The sequence below is a fragment of the Paenibacillus sp. MT86 genome (assembly GCF_058792535.1).
This window is the reverse complement of sequence record NZ_CM179499.1, coordinates 4,608,069-4,626,261: the sequence shown is the minus strand read 5'-3', so window position 1 is coordinate 4,626,261 and position 18,193 is coordinate 4,608,069. Positions and strand designations below refer to the sequence as shown.

The 18,193-nt window shown below is 54.4% G+C and carries 17 protein-coding genes; all 17 read left to right on the top strand.

Translation table 11 applies throughout. The features are described 5' to 3' along the window. The first annotated feature begins 42 nt into the window (after positions 1-42). The 17 genes from dapF (at position 43) to spoVM (ending at position 17,785) form a co-directional block, all read left to right on the top strand. The gene (dapF, locus tag AC3RCL_RS20640) at positions 43-879 is read left to right on the top strand and encodes a diaminopimelate epimerase (RefSeq protein ID WP_492536417.1); all 837 of its coding nucleotides are present in this window, start codon (positions 43-45) and stop codon (positions 877-879) included. 182 nt (positions 880-1,061) lie between these two features. Then, positions 1,062-2,933 carry a bifunctional homocysteine S-methyltransferase/methylenetetrahydrofolate reductase gene (locus AC3RCL_RS20635; RefSeq protein ID WP_492531663.1) on the top strand — a complete coding sequence of 624 codons (1,872 nt, stop codon included), beginning with the start codon at positions 1,062-1,064 and terminating at the stop codon, positions 2,931-2,933. 38 nt (positions 2,934-2,971) lie between these two features. Continuing rightward, on the top strand, positions 2,972-3,859 hold the full coding sequence (locus tag AC3RCL_RS20630; protein ID WP_090912925.1) for a YicC/YloC family endoribonuclease: 888 nt from the start codon (positions 2,972-2,974) through the stop codon (positions 3,857-3,859). Between the two features lie 53 nt (positions 3,860-3,912). Further along, the gene (gene remA / locus AC3RCL_RS20625) at positions 3,913-4,173 is read left to right on the top strand and encodes an extracellular matrix/biofilm regulator RemA (protein ID WP_006209218.1); all 261 of its coding nucleotides are present in this window, start codon (positions 3,913-3,915) and stop codon (positions 4,171-4,173) included. A 13-nt stretch (positions 4,174-4,186) separates the two neighbouring features. Next, the gene (gene gmk / locus AC3RCL_RS20620; protein ID WP_009592584.1) at positions 4,187-4,759 is read left to right on the top strand and encodes a guanylate kinase; all 573 of its coding nucleotides are present in this window, start codon (positions 4,187-4,189) and stop codon (positions 4,757-4,759) included. Positions 4,760-4,818: 59 nt separating this feature from the next. Further along, entirely contained in the window at positions 4,819-5,019 is a 201-nt protein-coding gene (gene rpoZ / locus AC3RCL_RS20615; protein WP_009592612.1) for a DNA-directed RNA polymerase subunit omega, read from the top strand. A gap of 124 nt (positions 5,020-5,143) precedes the next feature. Then, complete coding sequence (gene coaBC, locus AC3RCL_RS20610; protein WP_492531660.1) at positions 5,144-6,397, top strand: bifunctional phosphopantothenoylcysteine decarboxylase/phosphopantothenate--cysteine ligase CoaBC; 1,254 nt, start codon at positions 5,144-5,146, stop codon at positions 6,395-6,397. Continuing rightward, entirely contained in the window at positions 6,397-8,925 is a 2,529-nt protein-coding gene (gene priA / locus AC3RCL_RS20605; protein ID WP_036665915.1) for a primosomal protein N', read from the top strand. Before coaBC ends, priA begins: the two co-directional genes overlap by 1 nt. Positions 8,926-8,968: 43 nt before the next feature. Continuing rightward, the gene (gene def, locus AC3RCL_RS20600; RefSeq protein WP_009592578.1) at positions 8,969-9,463 is read left to right on the top strand and encodes a peptide deformylase; all 495 of its coding nucleotides are present in this window, start codon (positions 8,969-8,971) and stop codon (positions 9,461-9,463) included. Then, a complete protein-coding gene (gene fmt, locus AC3RCL_RS20595) occupies positions 9,460-10,401 on the top strand; it encodes a methionyl-tRNA formyltransferase (protein ID WP_492531657.1) in 942 nt (313 codons plus the stop codon). Before def ends, fmt begins: the two co-directional genes overlap by 4 nt. Before the next feature lie 50 nt (positions 10,402-10,451). After that, complete coding sequence (gene rsmB, locus AC3RCL_RS20590) at positions 10,452-11,780, top strand: 16S rRNA (cytosine(967)-C(5))-methyltransferase RsmB (RefSeq protein ID WP_492536415.1); 1,329 nt, start codon at positions 10,452-10,454, stop codon at positions 11,778-11,780. Between the two features lie 181 nt (positions 11,781-11,961). Then, complete coding sequence (rlmN, locus tag AC3RCL_RS20585; RefSeq protein ID WP_009592630.1) at positions 11,962-13,002, top strand: dual-specificity RNA methyltransferase RlmN; 1,041 nt, start codon at positions 11,962-11,964, stop codon at positions 13,000-13,002. Positions 13,003-13,008: 6 nt separating this feature from the next. Next, positions 13,009-13,785, top strand: a complete 777-nt coding sequence (locus tag AC3RCL_RS20580; RefSeq protein WP_492531654.1) for a Stp1/IreP family PP2C-type Ser/Thr phosphatase — start codon at positions 13,009-13,011, stop codon at positions 13,783-13,785. Next, on the top strand, positions 13,782-15,920 hold the full coding sequence (gene pknB, locus AC3RCL_RS20575; RefSeq protein WP_492531652.1) for a Stk1 family PASTA domain-containing Ser/Thr kinase: 2,139 nt from the start codon (positions 13,782-13,784) through the stop codon (positions 15,918-15,920). Before AC3RCL_RS20580 ends, pknB begins: the two co-directional genes overlap by 4 nt. A 50-nt stretch (positions 15,921-15,970) precedes the next feature. After that, entirely contained in the window at positions 15,971-16,879 is a 909-nt protein-coding gene (gene rsgA, locus AC3RCL_RS20570; RefSeq protein WP_492531650.1) for a ribosome small subunit-dependent GTPase A, read from the top strand. Positions 16,880-16,882: 3 nt separating this feature from the next. Then, entirely contained in the window at positions 16,883-17,542 is a 660-nt protein-coding gene (gene rpe, locus AC3RCL_RS20565; RefSeq protein WP_277748492.1) for a ribulose-phosphate 3-epimerase, read from the top strand. A 162-nt stretch (positions 17,543-17,704) separates the two neighbouring features. Then, the gene (gene spoVM, locus AC3RCL_RS20560) at positions 17,705-17,785 is read left to right on the top strand and encodes a stage V sporulation protein SpoVM (protein ID WP_034273235.1); all 81 of its coding nucleotides are present in this window, start codon (positions 17,705-17,707) and stop codon (positions 17,783-17,785) included. The last annotated feature ends 408 nt before the right edge of the window (positions 17,786-18,193 follow it).

Sequence of the window (18,193 nt, the reverse complement as noted above, 5' to 3'; positions counted from 1 at the left end):
TAAGCACGAGCGTAGCAATTGCAGAGGAGATGGGTTTTTATGATGGAATTTACGAAAATGCATGGATTGGGCAACGACTTCGTTGTCGTATACGGCGAACGGGAACTTCCATCCGCTGCATCCGAATTGGCCGTGAAGCTGTGCAATCGCTTCTTCGGCATCGGTGCTGACGGACTTGTATATATTTTGCCTTCCGCGAAGGCTGATTTCATGATGCGGATTATGAATTCGGACGGTTCCGAAGCGGAGCAGTGCGGCAACGCCATCCGCTGCGTCGCGAAGTATGTGTACGATCACGGCCATATCGACCGCGAGGAGATTACCATAGAAACCATCGGAGCCGGCGTGCAGCAGGTGCGTCTTACGGTGCAGGACGGTCAAGTAAGCAGCGTAAGGGTCGATATGGGCGAACCGGTCCTGAACGGACTTAGCGTGCCAACCTTGGTCGATCTCAATCCGGTGGTGAATCATCCCGTTGAAGTGGACGGCCGGGAATTCCGATTCACTGCCGTTTCCATGGGCAATCCGCACTGCGTCATTTATGTGGACGATGCGGTGAACTTTGATCTCGGCGTATGGGGGCCTAAGCTTGAGGTGCACCCGCTCTTTCCGAGAAAGATCAACGTGGAGTTTGCAACGGTGAATTCACGCGGTCAAGTGGACATGCGGGTATGGGAGCGCGGCGCGGGACCGACCCTGGCCTGCGGCACTGGCGCCTGCGCGACGCTGGTATCCTCCGTGCTGAACGGTGCCACAGACCGCAACGCGACGATCTCGCTTAAGGGCGGGGATCTGTTCATCGAGTGGGATGAGCTTGACAACCATGTGTACATGACGGGACCGGCCGAGGTTGTATATAAAGGAAAGTTGGCAATTTAGGGCATGCGCTGGCCGCTTCTCTTCCTCCGGCAGTTGAAAAAAACAGTATGTTCATAAGTTTGTCCTGCAGGGACGGACACGGTAGGGAGGCCTTCGAACGGCCTCCCTTTTGTCTCTTTATCTTTGCAGAGGTTTTATGATACATTAGTTGAAAATAAACGTCGGGTGGAGGAGAAAACGCGATGAAACCGAATCTTCGGCAGGCATGGGAGAATCAGGTACTGGTCGGTGACGGCGCGATGGGTACTTATTTATATCAAAAAGGATTTCCTGTAGGCATTTCATATGAAGAACTGAATTTAACCTCTCCGGAGGTCATCGGGAACGTTCATCGCCAGTATGTTGAGGCTGGTGCACAGGTCATCGAGACCAACACGTTCTCTGCCAATTATGACAAGCTGTCCAAATACGGCTTGGAGGCGAGGGTAGGAGAGATTAACCGCGCAGGCGTGAGAATTGCGCGTGAAGCCGCCGGCGATCAAGGATATGTGGTGGGAGCGGTCGGCTCCATTCGGGCAGGCAAAAGAAGCAATGTTTCCACGAGCGAGCTCAAGCGTTACTTCGAAGAGCAGCTGTCCGTACTCATCTCCGAAGGCGTTGACGGCATCCTGCTCGAGACGTTCTACGACGTGGATGAAATGCAATTGGCTTTGGCGCAGGCACGGATGCTGAGCGACCTGCCGGTCATCTGCCAGTTCGCGGTGGAGGATATTGCCCGCACACTGGACGGCTTCACGATGCCGGATGCATACCGCATATTGAGTCAAGAAGGCGCGGACGTGATCGGGTTTAACTGCCGGACGGGGCCCAACGGCATCATGCGCGCGCTGGAAACCCTGAACGGCATCATGAATCTTCCGGCTTCGGTCTATCCGAATGCGGGAATCGCCGATTATGTGGACGGGGAATACCGGTATGGCGCGAGTCCCGAGTATTTCGGGAAAACGGCCCTGGAGTTTGCGGATCGCGGCGCACGCATTATCGGCGGCTGCTGCGGGACGACGCCGGAGCATATCGCGGAAATTTCCTCGGCGCTATCCGGCTACGTTCCTTCGCCGCTCCCTGCAATCGAAGAGGCGGAGATCAACCGGATCGTGATTCACGAAACGGCCCAGGAGCAATTCTACGAGCGCAGCGGGGAGCCGACGATTGTCGATATCGTAAAGGAGCGGCATACGGTTATCGTGGAGCTGGACCCTCCGAGGGATTTGGATATCACCAAGTTCATGAAAGGCGCGGAAGCTTTGAAAAAAGCGGGAGCCGATGCACTGACCCTTGCGGATAACTCGCTGGCTGTAACCCGCATGAGCAACATGGCCCTCGGACATCTGGTACAAGCACGCACGGGACTGCGGCCGCTGATCCACATTGCTTGCCGCGACCGGAACCTGATCGGCACGCAGTCGCACATGATGGGCTTCGACGCGCTCGGCATCGACCATGTGCTTGCGGTGACGGGGGATCCGGCCCGCTTTGGGGATTTGCCAGATTCCAGCTCGGTTTACGACATGACCTCGTTTGAAATCATTCGGATGATCAAGCAGCTGAACGACGGCATTGCTTTCTCCGGAAAGCCGCTGAAGCAAAAGGCCAAATTCGTTGTCGGGGCAGCGTTCAATCCGAATGTAAGGCATCTGGACAAAGCTGTTGCCCGCTTGGAGAAGAAGATTGCTTCGGGTGCGGATTACGTCATGACGCAGCCCGTTTACGATCCCGAGTTAATGGTTAGGCTTCGGGAAGCGACGGCGCATCTGGATATTCCGATCTTCATCGGCATCATGCCGCTGGCAAGCGGGCGCAATGCCGAGTATTTGCACAATGAGGTGCCGGGCATTCAGCTGTCGGACGAAGTCCGCAGCCGCATGGCGGGACTTGAAGGCGAAGCGGGCCGGGCGATGGGCGTCAAGATCGGCAAGGAGCTGCTGGATGTTGCGACAGAGCATTTTAACGGCATCTATTTGATGACGCCGTTTATGTTCTATGAAATGAGCGTACAATTAATGGAGTACGTCTGGGAGAAATCGGGCCGCCGATTGACCCCCTTGTTTCATTAATAATTATCAATTACAATAGTGTAATGGATGTGATTCCGATGTCATTGAGCATGACCGGATATGGGCAATCCGTTGTCGATTTTCAAGGCTACAGTATCTCTTTCGAAGTGAAGTCAGTCAATCACCGGTACTGCGAGATCGTCTTTCGCATGCCCCGTGAATGGGCACTCTTCGAGGATTCGCTTCGACGGGCGGTACAGAGCCGGATCGGACGCGGACGGATTGATGTTTATATTAACAAGGAAAACAACGGCGAGTCTCAGGGTGCCGTGCTGAACCATGCCATGGTTCAAGCGTATTTACAGGCAGCCGAGGATTTGAAGTCATACGGAATCACGGGAGATCTGGCGGTGCGGGATATTTTGACGCTGCCAGATGTTCTTGTTACTCCGAGCGGACTTTCCATGGATGAAGCGCAGCAGAAGTTATGGAACGATGCGCTTCTTCAAGGTCTGGAACAAGCGCTTGAGGGACTGGTCCAGATGCGCAGCAGGGAAGGCGCTTTTCTCGCGAAGGATATCGGGCAGAGGCTTGACCGCTTGCAGCAGCTGCACCGGGAGATGACCGAGCTTGCTCCGGAGGTTCCGGCCGAATACCGGAAGCGCCTGCGGCAGCGCATTGAATCCCTTGATGACGGATCGCTTGCTGTTGATGAACATATATTCGGAATGGAAGTCGCTCTGTTTGCTGAACGTTCCAATGTGGACGAGGAGTTGATTCGACTTCACAGCCATTTGGAACAATGCAGGGAGCTGCTTCTTCAGAAGAGCCCTGTAGGCCGTAAACTGGATTTTCTGATTCAGGAAATGAACAGAGAAGTCAATACGATTGGATCGAAAGCCAATCATCTGACTCTGGTAAACCGTGTTGTCGAAATGAAAGCGGAACTGGAGAAGATTCGTGAACAAGCCGCCAATGTGGAATAACCGCAGTTTCATCGGCAAGTAAGAGTCAAATGTATAGGGGGAGCAACCGCACTATGGCAATCAAACTTATTAATATTGGCTTCGGAAACATCGTATCGGCCAATCGGATCATTTCAATCGTGAGTCCTGAGTCGGCTCCGATCAAGAGGATCATTCAAGAAGCACGGGACCGTCATATGCTGATTGATGCTACATATGGCCGAAGGACACGGGCTGTTATCATTACCGATAGCGACCACGTGATTTTATCGGCCGTACAGCCGGAAACGGTGGCTCACCGTCTGTCCAGCAAAGATGACGACAACGACGAATAAGATGAGGAGTACTATGTCTAAAGGATTATTGATTGTATTGTCCGGTCCTTCCGGGGTTGGAAAGGGAACCGTCTGTACGGCACTTCGCAGCCGGGTTCCGGAACTGGTGTATTCGGTGTCGGCTACGACGCGTTCGCCGCGGCTCGGCGAGGTAAACGGCGTAAACTATTTTTTCAAAAGCCGGGAACAATTCATGGATATGATTGAGAACGACCAGCTTCTCGAATATGCGGAATACGTCGGGAACTATTATGGAACCCCGCGTGATTTTGTGGAAGAAACATTAGCCACCGGCAAGGATATTATACTGGAGATCGAAGTGCAGGGCGCGCTGAAGGTCAAGGAGAAGTTTCCGGACGGTATCTTTGTGTTTCTGATGCCGCCTTCGCTGGACGAACTGAAAGATCGGATCCAGGGCCGGGGGACAGAGAGTCAGGCCACGATCGACCACCGTATGTCCGTAGCTGTTGACGAAATCAATCTGCTGCAGCATTATGATTATGCCGTAGTGAACGATGAAATCAATCTTGCTTGCGAGAGAATACAATCTATCATTATAGCCGAACATTGTAAGGTGAGAAAGTAAGCTGTCTTTTCATAGACGGCGTAAAACTTTCAAGTAAATAAAGAAGAGGTGCTTCGACTGTGTTATATCCATCCATTGATGAAATGATGAATAAAGTGGACAGTAAATATTCTCTTGTGGTTGCGGCTTCCCGCCGTGCACGCCAATTGCGTGAAGGAGAAGTCAGCGAGTTGAAACATCCGAAATCCCATAAGTTCGTCGGTGTCGCTCTGGAAGAAATCTATGGCGATTACGTGAAGATTGAGCGTGGAGAGGACTAAGGCTTTTTTTCAACATTCGAATACCATGCGTTAGCGCGCGAAAATGTGACAACCGAAAGGTTGTTATTTTTTTGAGAAGATATGAAAGTACAGCCTTCATACAAATGGAAAGCGGGGGATTGTCATGTTGAACGGAAAAGTCGTCGTACTTGGCGTTACAGGTGGCATTGCCGCGTATAAAGCAGCGACTTTATGCAGCAGGCTTGTCCAGAGGGGAGCGGATGTGCATGTTATCATGACGGAATCCGCTAAGCAGTTCATTCCGGAATTAACGCTGCAGACGCTGACCAAAAACCCGGTTTATAGCGATACTTTTGACGAAAGGGACCCCTCGGTCGTCTCGCATATCCACTTGGCCGACCTGGCCGATCTGGTGCTGATTGCTCCGGCGACGGCCAATATCATCGGCAAGATGGCACATGGCCTGGCGGATGACATGCTGACCACGACGCTGCTTGCGACCACGGCTCCTGTCATGATCTCGCCGGCGATGAACGTGCATATGTACACGCATCCGGCCGTCATGGCCAACATGGAGACGCTGGTTTCCCGCGGGGTGTCCATGATTGAACCCGGAGAGGGACTTCTGGCATGCGGATACGTCGGAAAGGGACGGATGGAAGAGCCCGATACGATCGTGGATGTGGTTGAACGGTTTTTCCAAGGGCGCGCAGCCGAGTCCGCGGCGTCGAATCAGGACATGGAAAGCGGCTCGACAGGCATATTGCACGGCAAAAAAGTGGTTGTCACGGCCGGCGGTACGATCGAGCGCATAGATCCGGTCCGTTATATCACGAATGATTCCTCCGGAAAAATGGGGTTTGCGATTGCTAAAGCTGCCAAGCAGCTGGGAGCAGACGTCCACCTCATTGCGGCTCATACCGATGAAGCCCCACCAGAGGGGATTCCTGCCGAGAGAGTGGAGTCGGCCCAGGATATGTACGAAGCGGTGCAGCGCGTGTTTGAAACGAGCGATATCGTAGTTAAGGCGGCAGCGGTCGCCGATTATCGTCCTGTGGAGGCTGCGACGTCAAAGATCAAGAAGAGTGGGGAAACGATGACGCTGGATCTTGTCAAGACCACGGATATCCTGGAAAGCCTGGGACGCCAAAAGACCTCCCAGTTCTTGATCGGATTTGCCGCCGAGACGGATACGGTGGAGCAGTTCGCCAGGGAAAAGCTGAAACGCAAAAATTGCGACCTGATCGTTGCCAATGATGTTACGCAGGAAGGCGCCGGCTTTGGCACGGACACGAACAGCGTTCATATATTCGATGCAGAAGGGCTCGTCCTGCAGCTGCCCGTGATGTCCAAGGAGGAAGTGGCCATGAGGCTGTTAACGCTGGCGGCCGAACGGTTGACCGGGAGGTTATCCTGATGGAAATGGCCCGTGTGATTGTGGACGTGCCGTCCAAGGATACGGACCGTCCATTTGACTATCTGATTCCGGAGGAGCTCCGGCCATGGGTCGAGGTAGGCAGCCGGGTCGGCGTGCCGTTCGGTCACCGTACGCTTCAGGGATTCGTGGTTTCGCTGCATCCCCGGCCCGAGATGGATACGGCCAAAATGAAGCCGATTCAGGAAGTCCTTGATGTGATGCCTCCGCTCTCGCCTGAGCTGATTGAGCTTGGAGAATGGATGAAAGAGCGGTATGCATGCCGTTATATATCCGCTCTTCAATCGATGCTGCCAACGGCGCTGAAGGGAAAAGCCGAGCGGTATATTTCCCTTGGCGAGCCGGATGCGGGCTTGTCGGATGAAAGCGGCGGATTATTCGCGCTCCTCCCGGAAAGCGAATTGGAGCAGGAGATCATCCGGTTTGTCAGTCAGCGAGGCGAGGTGTCGCTCCAACAGTTAACGCGAGCGTTTCCGGATGCGGCAGCCACCGTAAAAGCGCTGATCGGCCGGGGGCGGTTAAGCGAATTCCAGCAAATCAAGGACAAACTGCAGAAAAAAACGATGAAAGCGGTAGAGCTTGCCGTTTCGAGCGAGGAAGCGCATGTGGCGCTGGCTTCGTTTCCGGCTAAGGCTCAGCGGCAGAAGGAAGTGCTCCAATATATCGTAGAGATGGAGGACTTCCTGCCGATATCGCAGAAGGATCTGCTGCAGACGCTAGGTGTCACCGCAGGCACCGTGAAGGCGCTGGCCGACAAGGGACTGATTACCCTTGAGGATGTCGAAGTGTTCCGCGACCCGTACCGGGGACGGCACTTTACGCCCAGCGCCCCGCTGGCGCTCACGCCGGAGCAGCAGGCGGTGTACCGGAGCATCGTGCGCAAGCTGGATGAACGCAAGCATGGCGCGTTTCTCCTACACGGGGTAACGGGCAGCGGCAAGACCGAGATCTACCTGCAGACCATTCAGCGCTGTATGGATCAGGAGCGTCAGGCGATTGTCCTGGTGCCTGAAATATCGCTCACACCCCAAATGGTGGAGCGGTTCAAAGCCCGGTTCGGCGACCGCGTGGCCGTCATGCACAGCCGGCTTTCGGATGGTGAGCGCTACGATGAATGGCGCAAAATTAGGGAAGGCCGGGCTTCGGTTGTCGTGGGAGCACGATCGGCGGTGTTTGCGCCGTTTGACCGACTTGGCCTTATTATTATGGATGAAGAGCATGAAAGTTCATATAAGCAGGAAGAAACGCCGAAGTACCATGCCAGGGACGTGGCGATTCACCGTGCCTCGCTGACAGGCGCAGCCGTCATTCTGGGCTCGGCAACGCCTTCGCTTGAAAGCTACCATGCGGCGAGATCGCAGGCTCAGGATGATTTTGCTCCGCATCTGCTGGAGATGCCGAGCCGTGCGCTGGGCAACCAGCTGCCGGCTGTTCAGGTCGTGGATATGCGGGAGGAGCTCCGGGAAGGGAATCGCTCTATGTTCAGCCGCTCCCTGCATGCCGCGATTTCGGCGCGGCTGGAACGCGGAGAACAGACGGTGCTGCTGCTGAATCGGCGGGGGTATTCCACTTTCGTGATGTGCCGGAGCTGCGGATATGTGGCAGGCTGTCCGGAATGTGATATTTCGCTGACCTACCATCAGAAATCGAACAATCTGCGCTGCCATTATTGCGGTTACGCCGCACAGGCGCCGGAGGTTTGCCCGGATTGCGGGAGCGAGCATATACGCTATTTCGGAACGGGCACGCAGCGTGTCGAGGAAGAATTGGCCAAGCTGTTCCCCGGGATTCGCGTCATTCGGATGGACGTGGACACGACGACCGAGAAGGGGTCCCACGAGAAGCTGCTGAAGCAGTTTCGGGATAAAAAGGGCGACGTGCTGCTTGGAACCCAAATGGTCGCCAAAGGCCTGGATTTCCCGGATGTCACCCTGGTCGGCGTCATTACGGCCGATTCGGCGCTGAACCTGCCCGACTTCCGGGCGGCCGAGAAGACGTTTCAGCTGCTGACCCAGGTGGCCGGAAGAGCGGGACGCCATCAGCTGCCGGGTGAAGTGGTCATCCAATCCTACACGCCCGAGCATTATTCGATTATTCATGCAAGCAGCCATGATTATTTATCCTTCGTCAAGGATGAGCTGAAGCACCGCAAAGCGCTCCATTATCCGCCGTACTGCAGGCTGATTCTGGTGACGCTGTCGCATGAACAGCTGCCGCTGCTCGTACGACTGGCAGAGAATTTTGCCGCCGCCATCAAAAGCGAATCCGACCGCCGGGGATGGTTCGGCAGCCTGGACCGGTTCGACGCAAGCGCGCTCGATATCCTGGGTCCGGTGGCTTCCCCCATTCCGCGGTTAAAAAATAGATACAGATTTCAATGTATGATAAAATGGCGGGGAACGATGGATGCTGTCTCGCTGGTGCGTTCGGTTGCCGAGAAGCTTCAGGATTCGGCGCGGGACGGCAAGCTCCAAATCAGTATTGACGTTGATCCGCAAATGTTAATGTAATAGCGCATATAATGATGAAAAGCACAAGGATGGTGTCGTAGACATGGCGATTCGTATTATCGTTAAAGAACCGGATGAGGTTCTTCATAAAAAGGCAAAGGAAGTTACCAAAATTACGCCGAACGTTCAAAAGCTCCTGGACGATATGGCCGATACCATGTACGATGCGGAAGGCGTCGGGCTGGCCGCGCCGCAGGTCGGCATACTGAAGCGCCTGATTGTTATCGATGCGGGCGATGAGCACGGCTTGATCAAGATGATCAATCCGGAGATCGTGGAGAGCGAGGGCGAGCAATTCGGGCCGGAAGGCTGCCTGAGTATTCCAGGCTGGAACGGGGATGTTCGACGTGCGGAGAAAGTAACGGTTAAGGGGCTTGACCGCGAAGGCAATGAGCTTGTCATTACGGGTACAGGGCTGCTTGCGCGAGCATTTCAGCATGAAATCGATCATTTGAACGGGGTGCTGTTTACGGAAATCGCCGACCGGGTGTATGAGTATGTTCCAGAACAGCCGAGAAGTGAGTTGGAGAACCGATGAATATCGTATTTATGGGCACCCCCGCCTTTGCAGTACCCAGTCTGGAAATGCTGATTGCCGAAGGATACACGATAGCGGCCGTCGTTACGCAGCCGGACCGTCCGCAGGGGCGCAAAAAAGTGCTGACCCCGACGCCGGTCAAGGAAGCCGCCCTTCGTCACGGCATCCCTGTCCTGCAGCCGCAGCGACTGCGGAATCCGGAAGCCGTGGCCGAATTGGCCCAATATAAACCCGATCTGATCGTCACGGCCGCGTACGGCCAAATCCTGCCGAAATCGGTGCTGGATATGCCGGCGCTTGGCTGCCTGAACGTCCACGGCTCGCTGCTCCCCGCTTATCGGGGAGGAGCGCCGATTCAGCGGAGCATCATCAATGGAGAGTCCGTCACAGGTATCACGCTGATGTATATGGCGGAGGGACTCGACACTGGGGACATGATCGCCCGCACCGAGGTCCCTATTGAAGACGATGATACTGCTGGAACTATGTTCGAGAAGCTGAGCCAAGCCGGCGCGGAGCTGCTTCGGCGGGAGCTGCCGCGGCTCGTGAAGGGCAAAGTGGAGGCCGAGCCTCAGGATGATTCGAAGGCAACGTATGCTCCGAATCTGACCCGGGATGACGAGAAGATCGACTGGAGCCGCACTTCCCGCGAAATCTACGATCAGATTCGCGGTCTGGTTCCTTATTCCGGCGGGTTCACGCTGTGGAACGGCGAAGTGTTTAAAGTATGGGCAGCGGCTAAGCCGGACAGCGCCCAGAAGCCATCTGGCGATGCGCAGCCCGGGACCGTGCTTGAGCTGCATGAGACAGGGGTCGTCGTGAAAACAGGCGACGGTACGCTGACGCTGCTAACGGTTCAGCCCAGCGGCAAGAAGGCAATGGATGCGGCGCAATTCGTCCGCGGGACGAGCCTGACGGCCGGGACGGTGCTGTCGTGAGCGGAAACCGCAGCCCGAAGGGACGCCTGGACTCTCCCCGGGAGCTGGCGATGAATGTATTGACTCAGGTTGAGCAGGAGGGGGCGTACAGCAATCTCCTGCTCAACTCCGCTCTGCAGAAGTCCTCGCTTGCCAAGAGCGACGCGGGACTAGCCACGGAGCTGATCTACGGCACGATCTCGCGACTGAACACGCTTGATTATTTTTTGGACAAGTTTGTCAACAAAGGGGTGCGGAAGCTTCAGCCTTGGGTAAGGGCGCTGCTTCGCATCAGCCTTTATCAGATCGTGTACCTGGATCGGATCCCGGACCATGCGGTTGTCAGCGAGGCCGTTAATCTGGCGAAGCGCCGCGGGCATCAAGGGATCTCCGGCATGGTGAACGGGGTACTTCGGAATATTCTGCGTCAGAAGGAAACCCTGGCCATTCCGGAGGATATGACGGACGCCCAGCGCATTTCCCTTCTGCATTCCCATCCGCAGTGGCTGGTGGAGCGCTGGATTTCCCAGTACGGTACGGAGGCAGCAGAGGCGATCTGTGCCGCAAACAATGAACCGCCGGCTGTCAGCGTGAGGGTGAACACCACGATGATCAGCCGCGATGACATGCTGAAATTAATGGGCAGTCATGGACTGGATGCTTCCCCATCGTCGGTTAGTCCCTACGGGATTGTCGTGAAGGGCGCGGGCAATATGGCCTTGACCGATTGGTATCGTGACGGGATGATCTCGATCCAGGACGAAAGCTCGATGCTCGTGGCCGAGGCCGTTCAGCCCGAGCCGGGCATGCGCGTGCTCGATTGCTGCGCGGCCCCGGGCGGAAAGAGCGCCCATATGGGCGAGCTGATGAAGGACGAGGGCAGCATCGTCGCCAACGATATTCATGTCCATAAAGGGAAGCTGATATCGGATCAAGCCAGTCGTTTGGGGCTGGACAGCATTTCGATCGTGACGGGGGATGCGCTGGATTTGGCAGACCGATTCGAGCCTGCGTCTTTTGACCGAATTTTGCTGGATGCTCCCTGCTCGGGCCTTGGCGTGATCCGGCGCAAGCCGGATCTGAAGTGGGGCAAGTCCCAGGAGGACATCCATGAGATTGCGGCGCTGCAGCTCAGGCTGCTGGAGTCGGTCTCGACCTTGCTGCGTCCCGGAGGGATCTTGGTATACAGCACGTGTACGATTGAACCGATGGAGAATGAAGGCGTGGTATCTGCTTTTCTGGAAGGCCACTCCGAATTTGCCATTGCTGAAGACGGCCTTGGAGCCTTAAACCGGCTGGGCGTGAATTCGCTTGCGCGAGGCGGCGGCATTCAAATCCTGCCCCAGCACTATCACAGCGACGGCTTTTACATTGCCAGACTCGGCAGACGTTCCTCTTAAGGGCGCTTGCCGCCATGACTATAGTCGTATCCCGCCTATGCCGGCGGGTTTTCCTCTTTTACCGTCTCTTTTATTTATGTTAGAATAGGAAGAATGAAAAAAGAGATGCATATGAATGAAATAGGGAGCGTTCGGAAGAATGCTGGCCGGACATCCTTTAAACTAGACAGGTGTGGTGAGAATGAAACCTTTTATATATGATTATTCACTGGAAGAGCTTCAAGCATGGGCTCAAGAGAACGGGGAGCCCGCGTTTCGGGGAACCCAGATTTATGACTGGCTGTACGTGAAGCGGGTGAACGACTTCGCGGAAATGACGAATCTGTCCAAAGAGCTTCGGGCCAAGCTGGAGCAGGAATTCAGCTTCGTGACCCTGACGGAGATCACCAAGCTGGAATCCAAGGACGGAACGGTCAAGTTTCTGTTCGGCCTTCATGATGACCATGCCATCGAGACCGTCATCATGCGGCATAACTACGGCAACAGCATCTGCGTTACGACGCAGGTCGGCTGCCGTATCGGATGTACGTTCTGCGCATCCACGCTGGGAGGCTTGAAGCGAAACCTGACCTCCGGCGAAATCGTTGCCCAGGTGGTTCAGGCACAGAAGATTCTCGATAAAACGGGAGAACGCGTCAGCAGCATCGTGATCATGGGTTCAGGCGAACCGTTTGAGAACTATGAGGCGACCATGAAATTCCTGCGCACGATGATCCATGAAAAAGGATTGAATATCGGCCAACGCCACATTACCGTATCCACGAGCGGCATTGTGCCTAACATCTATAAATTCACCGAAGAGGATACCCAGATTAATCTGGCCATCTCCATTCATGCGCCGAACGATAAGCTGCGCTCCAAGCTGATGCCCGTGAACCGCCGGTTCCCGTTTGACGACGTGATTGAATCGCTTCGTTATTACCAGGCTAAAACCGGACGCCGCATTACGTTTGAATACGCCTTGATCGGCGGAGTGAATGATCAGGTGGAGCATGCCGAAGAGCTTGCGGACGTCATCAAGGATATGAACTGCTTCGTCAATCTGATTCCGGTTAACCATGTGCCGGAACGGAAATATGTTCGCACATCGCGTAACGATATTTTCAAATTTCAACGTGCGTTAGCAGACAAGGGGGTCAATGTGACCATCCGTCGTGAACAAGGCCATGATATCGCTGCCGCTTGCGGCCAGCTGCGGGCCAAGCATATGGAGTTGAGGTGAGAAGATTTGATCAAGACGGTTCATGTAAGCCATGTGGGACGCGTTCGTCCTGTTAATGAAGATTCGGTATTTGTTAGCACATTGGAGCATGGCTATACCTTGGGTGTGGTTGCCGACGGCATGGGAGGCCACCTTGCGGGCGACACCGCCAGCAGGCTTGCGGTAGATACCGTGGCCGCGGATTTGTCCTCTTTGGAGCAGGACATGTCCATGGACGGCGTTCGGGCTGCGCTTGGCGATGCCATATTGCACGCAAATGCAGTTATCTATCAGGAAGCCTCGGCAGATGAGCGGCTTCACAATATGGGCACGACGATCGTAGCGGTGCTGCTGCGAGGCTCCGAAGGTTATATCGGTCATATCGGGGACAGCCGGGCTTACAAAGTCGTTCCCGGGCAAGTCATTCGGCTCACGGATGATCACACATTGGTTAATGAGCTTTTTAAGAGTGGTCAGATTACGGAAGATCAACTGGAAACCCATCCCCGGAAAAACGTATTAAGCCGGGCACTTGGAACGGATGTGGACGTGACGGTTGAGCTTACGCCGGTTACGCTCGGGGATGGCGAAGTGCTGCTGCTATGCAGTGACGGACTCAGCAACCGGGTCAGCCGCGAGCTGATCGGACAAATTTCCGGTTCACTTGACCTTCCTCTGGAAGAAAGAGCGGATCGCCTGCTTCAACTGGCACTTCTCGCTGGCGGTGAGGACAACATCACAGTCGCAATGTTTGAACATCAAGAAGAGGTTGTCGGGCAACGTATAAAGGGGTGGGATTCATGATCGGACATGAATTGGCTGGTCGTTATAAGATTATTGAACGCATCGGCGGCGGCGGCATGGCGCTGGTCTACAAGGCTCAGGATATTTTGCTGAACCGGAACGTAGCGATCAAAGTGCTGCGCCAGCAGTTTGTGCACGACGAGGAATTTATTCGCCGTTTCCGGCGTGAGGCACAATCGGCGGCTTCATTGTCGCATTCCAACGTGGTCAGCATCTACGATGTGGGCCAAGAGGAAGATGTGCATTACATCGTCATGGAATATATCGAAGGTCAGAATTTAAATGAAATCATTAAAGAACGGGCGCCGCTGCAGGTCGAAGAAGCCGTGCGGATTGCGACCCAGATCTGCGATGCATTGGGGCATGCCCATCATAACCAGATTATTCACCGCGATATTAAACCGCATAACATTCTGATTGGCCGTAACGGGAGGGTCAAAGTAACCGACTTTGGCATTGCCAGGGCGGTCACGTCGACAACCATTACGCAGACAGGCTCCGTTGTGGGATCTGTGCATTATTTCTCGCCGGAGCACGCCAAGGGCGTCGTGACGGGCGAGAAATCGGATTTATATTCACTTGGTATCGTATTATATCAAATGCTCACGGCCCGTCTTCCTTTTCTGGGCGAGAGCCCGATCAGTGTTGCACTGAAGCATCTGCAGGAGGAATTTGACGAGCCTAGGGAAGTGAACCCGCTCATTCCTCAAAGCGTGGAGAACATCATCCTGAAGTCCATGCGCAAAAATCCGGAGGAGCGTTACCAGTCCGCGGAAGAAATGATGGACGACCTCGAAACGTGCTTGATGCCGATGCGCCTCAATGAGCCGAAGATGGAGTTCGAGGATGATGCCGATTCTACCCTGGTCATGCCGGCGCTCAAAACGATGCAGCGCAGCAGCCAGCATCATCATGACCAAGATGACGACTTGGATGACGATGAGTTTGAGGAAAAGCCAACCGGCAAGCCGAAGAAAAAGTGGGTCAAGCCGACCATCATTATCGGCTCGGTTCTCCTGTTCCTCGGCCTTATGTTAGGCGTCGTCATGTATGTGAACAATATGCTGGAGGTGCCGGAGGTTAAGGTGCCGCCAGTGGTAGGCATGACGGAGGAGGAAGCGATCCGTGAGCTAGAGGCCCAAGGTTTGACGGTGAATGAGGAAGTCATTCGCGAATATAAACCGAATGTGGATGAAGGCGTCGTGTTTGCACAGGACAAGGAACCAGAGACCATGCTGAAGAAGGGCTCGCCGGTTCAATTGTCGGTCGGGGATGCGAAGCCGCTCCCGGAAATGCCGGACCTCTCGGGTAAGACATTTGATCAGGCAGTTGCTGCATTAAAAGAGATTGGAGTCAAGGAAACCTCCATCAAGCGATCGTCTGAAAAAAATGATGAAGTACCTCAGGGCAAGATCTTTAAACAAAGCCCGGAAGCCAGTACAAAAATCGATCCAGAAACTGAAGTAATCAGCGTAACGGTGAGCGAGGGCAAGAATTTGGTCCCTATGCCGGGCGTGGTTGGCTTAGAGCAGGAGAATGCCGTCAATATTTTGGAGTCAAATGGCTTTAAGATTGCAGCAATCAAAGAGAGATCTAGTTTTGAAGTGAAAAAGGGCATCGTAATAGAGCAATGGCCGCATGAGGCCAATCAACAAGTTGCACCAGGCTCCGAAATCACGCTGTTCGTCAGCTCCGGCTATCCTTCGGACGCGCTCGAGTATAATTACAGCGTACCGGTGTCGCCGAGCGCCGAAGGACAAGAAAGCAAAATCCGGGTGGTCTTCAGCGACGCGCTGGGAGACAACCAGGAAGCCGTAAACAAGACCATTACGACTTCCGAGATGGTACCCGTTAAGCTGCTGCTTGCTCCCGACAAACACGCGACGGTCATGATATTCCGTGACGGCCGCCAGGTGGATACGTACAGCGTAAGCTACACCGACGTCAAGAACGGAACCGTGCCGCAGCCGACCTTTGAGCAGCCGCCTGAGCAACCTGATGTACCGGTGGACACCAACCCGGATGAAGGAAATGGCGAGGACGGTTCGAATGAGGAAGATGATGCTGCTTATCACTGGGATAACGGCAGCGAAGGAAACGGCAAGGGTAAGGGCAAAGGCAAAGGCAACGATTAGAAACAAGTCATGAGAACACTAATTTCAACAAGAAAGGTGAGGCCTATTATATGCTAGAGGGACTGATCGTGAAGGCACTAAGCGGATATTACTATGTCAAACCACTGCAGGATGGCAAGATTATATCCGGGGAGGACCCAGCGGTTCAATGCAGAGCCCGCGGCATTTTCAAAAAGAAAGGCATCTCTCCGCTCGTTGGAGATCGCGTGAAGTATTCATTGACTGAGAATGGGGAGGGGACCGTGGATGAAATACTTCCACGGTCTTCCCAATTAATTCGCCCGCCGGTCGCGAACGTCGACTTGGCGGTGCTGTTGTTTTCGGTCAAGGAACCGGACTTGAGCCTGCATCTGCTGGACAAGTTCCTGGTACATATTGAGCATTCGGGCCTTGAGGCGTTGATCTGCCTGACGAAGCAGGACCTTGCAGACGACTCGGACGATGTATTGGAGCAGGTCAAGCGCCAGTACGAAGAAATCGGGTATGAAGTGCTTATAACCAGCTCCTTGCAAGGCATCGGTACCGAAGAGGTGAAGGACCGCCTGGCCGGTCGAATCAGCGTATTCTCCGGTCAATCCGGCGTCGGCAAGTCGTCCCTGCTCAATGCGTTGATGCCGGGCCTCTCGCTGGAGACCAGCGAAATCAGCCTGCGCCTTGGCCGCGGCCGGCATACGACGCGCCACGTGGAGCTGATTGAGCTTGATAACGGAGGCTATGTTGCCGATACGCCCGGCTTTAGCCAGCTGGATTTTCTGGAGCTGGGTGTCGAGGAGCTGTCGACCTGCTTCAAGGAGTTTGCTCCTTACGCGGCTGAATGCAAATTCAGAGGCTGCAGTCACATGCAGGAGCCTGGCTGCCGGGTGATTCAAGCCAAAGAGGATGGAATCATCCTGGCAAGCCGTTATGAGCATTACGTGGAGTTTTATACCGAGATGAAAGACAAGAAGCGGAGGTACTGAATCATGATAAAAATTGCGCCATCCATATTGTCAGCGGACTTTGCAAAGCTGGGGCAGGAAATTAAGGAAGCCGAAGCGAGCGGAGCCGACTGGATTCATGTGGACGTCATGGACGGGCATTTCGTGCCGAATATTACTCTGGGGCCGCCGATCGTCCAAGCGATCAGACCGCATACGGGCCTGACGCTCGACGTGCATCTGATGATCGAACAGCCGGAGTTGTATATTGCCGACTTCGTCAAGGCAGGAGCAGACTTGATCACGGTTCATGCCGAGACCTGCCCGCATCTTCACCGCGTCATCCATCTCATTAAAGAGCATGGCGTGAAGGCTGGCGTCGCGATTAATCCGGCCACGCCGGCCCATGTCCTTCAGGAAGTGCTTCCTGACGTGGATTTGGTGCTGGTGATGACCGTGAATCCCGGCTTCGGCGGACAGGCATTTATCGAGCGGACCGTAAGCAAGATTGCGCAGCTGCGTGAATGGATTTCAAACTCCGACAATCCGAATATCCATATCGAAGTGGATGGCGGCATTACGGCGGAGACGGCGCCGCTCGTGGTGGAAGCGGGAGCGGATGTCCTGGTTGCGGGCAGCGCGGTCTTCGGCAAGCCGGATCGGGCGGCGGCCATTGCCCAAATCCGAGACAGCGTAACATCTTGACCTCAGAACGTGAGCACGGGATGCATAGGGCGGGGGATTCCCGCATAAATATGGTTACATGAGCTGGGTTCTCATGTAGCCTTTTTTGTCTGTGTTCACATCTAAGGGCTTGGTGCATAACATAATCTAGGAAGGCATGAGAATGATTGGGGAGGGTGAGACATGAAATTCTATACGTTCAAGCTGCCGAAGTTTTTGGGAGGTTTTGTGAAGGCCATCTTAAATACGTTTCACAAGAGCTGACAGCTTGTCCCGGCGTAACAAAACCTCCGCCTGGGACCGACGCCGCCAGCCGGTTTACGGGGGATGAGGCAAGAGAAGAGCACTCCGATAGATCGCATGGAGGACATACCGCATCTTGTATGCGGAGGTTTTTCTTGCGGTATAAGAAAGCCAATGCGCGCATGGCCTCTGCCGCTTTCTTGTATCATAAGAAGAGTGTCTAGCGACGTACTTATCGAAGACAGACCGCGTTCGACCGGAAGTTTTTCTTGCGATATAAGAAAGCGGGAGTTCGGCTCTTTCATTTTTCTTATATCTAAATAAAAAAAGCACCTGTTATCTGCTCAGGGTGCTTTTTGTTTAGGTGAAGAATATGTATCTAAACGCAAGAAAAACTTCCTTGTCCCGGATCGCCCACAAATGGTGCCT

What these genes read in the sequence shown, in the direction of transcription:
- remA (WP_006209218.1), top strand. Translation starts at nt 3,913, where the DNA reads ATGGCAATCAAACTTATTAATATTGGCTTCGGAAACATCGTATCGGCC.
- rsgA (WP_492531650.1), top strand. Translation starts at nt 15,971, where the DNA reads ATGCTAGAGGGACTGATCGTGAAGGCACTAAGCGGATATTACTATGTC.
- pknB (WP_492531652.1), top strand. Translation starts at nt 13,782, where the DNA reads ATGATCGGACATGAATTGGCTGGTCGTTATAAGATTATTGAACGCATC.
- rpe (WP_277748492.1), top strand. Translation starts at nt 16,883, where the DNA reads ATGATAAAAATTGCGCCATCCATATTGTCAGCGGACTTTGCAAAGCTG.
- AC3RCL_RS20635 (WP_492531663.1), top strand. Translation starts at nt 1,062, where the DNA reads ATGAAACCGAATCTTCGGCAGGCATGGGAGAATCAGGTACTGGTCGGT.
- dapF (WP_492536417.1), top strand. Translation starts at nt 43, where the DNA reads ATGGAATTTACGAAAATGCATGGATTGGGCAACGACTTCGTTGTCGTA.
- AC3RCL_RS20630 (WP_090912925.1), top strand. Translation starts at nt 2,972, where the DNA reads ATGTCATTGAGCATGACCGGATATGGGCAATCCGTTGTCGATTTTCAA.
- gmk (WP_009592584.1), top strand. Translation starts at nt 4,187, where the DNA reads ATGTCTAAAGGATTATTGATTGTATTGTCCGGTCCTTCCGGGGTTGGA.
- def (WP_009592578.1), top strand. Translation starts at nt 8,969, where the DNA reads ATGGCGATTCGTATTATCGTTAAAGAACCGGATGAGGTTCTTCATAAA.
- rsmB (WP_492536415.1), top strand. Translation starts at nt 10,452, where the DNA reads ATGAATGTATTGACTCAGGTTGAGCAGGAGGGGGCGTACAGCAATCTC.
- priA (WP_036665915.1), top strand. Translation starts at nt 6,397, where the DNA reads ATGGAAATGGCCCGTGTGATTGTGGACGTGCCGTCCAAGGATACGGAC.
- coaBC (WP_492531660.1), top strand. Translation starts at nt 5,144, where the DNA reads ATGTTGAACGGAAAAGTCGTCGTACTTGGCGTTACAGGTGGCATTGCC.
- rlmN (WP_009592630.1), top strand. Translation starts at nt 11,962, where the DNA reads ATGAAACCTTTTATATATGATTATTCACTGGAAGAGCTTCAAGCATGG.
- spoVM (WP_034273235.1), top strand. Translation starts at nt 17,705, where the DNA reads ATGAAATTCTATACGTTCAAGCTGCCGAAGTTTTTGGGAGGTTTTGTG.
- fmt (WP_492531657.1), top strand. Translation starts at nt 9,460, where the DNA reads ATGAATATCGTATTTATGGGCACCCCCGCCTTTGCAGTACCCAGTCTG.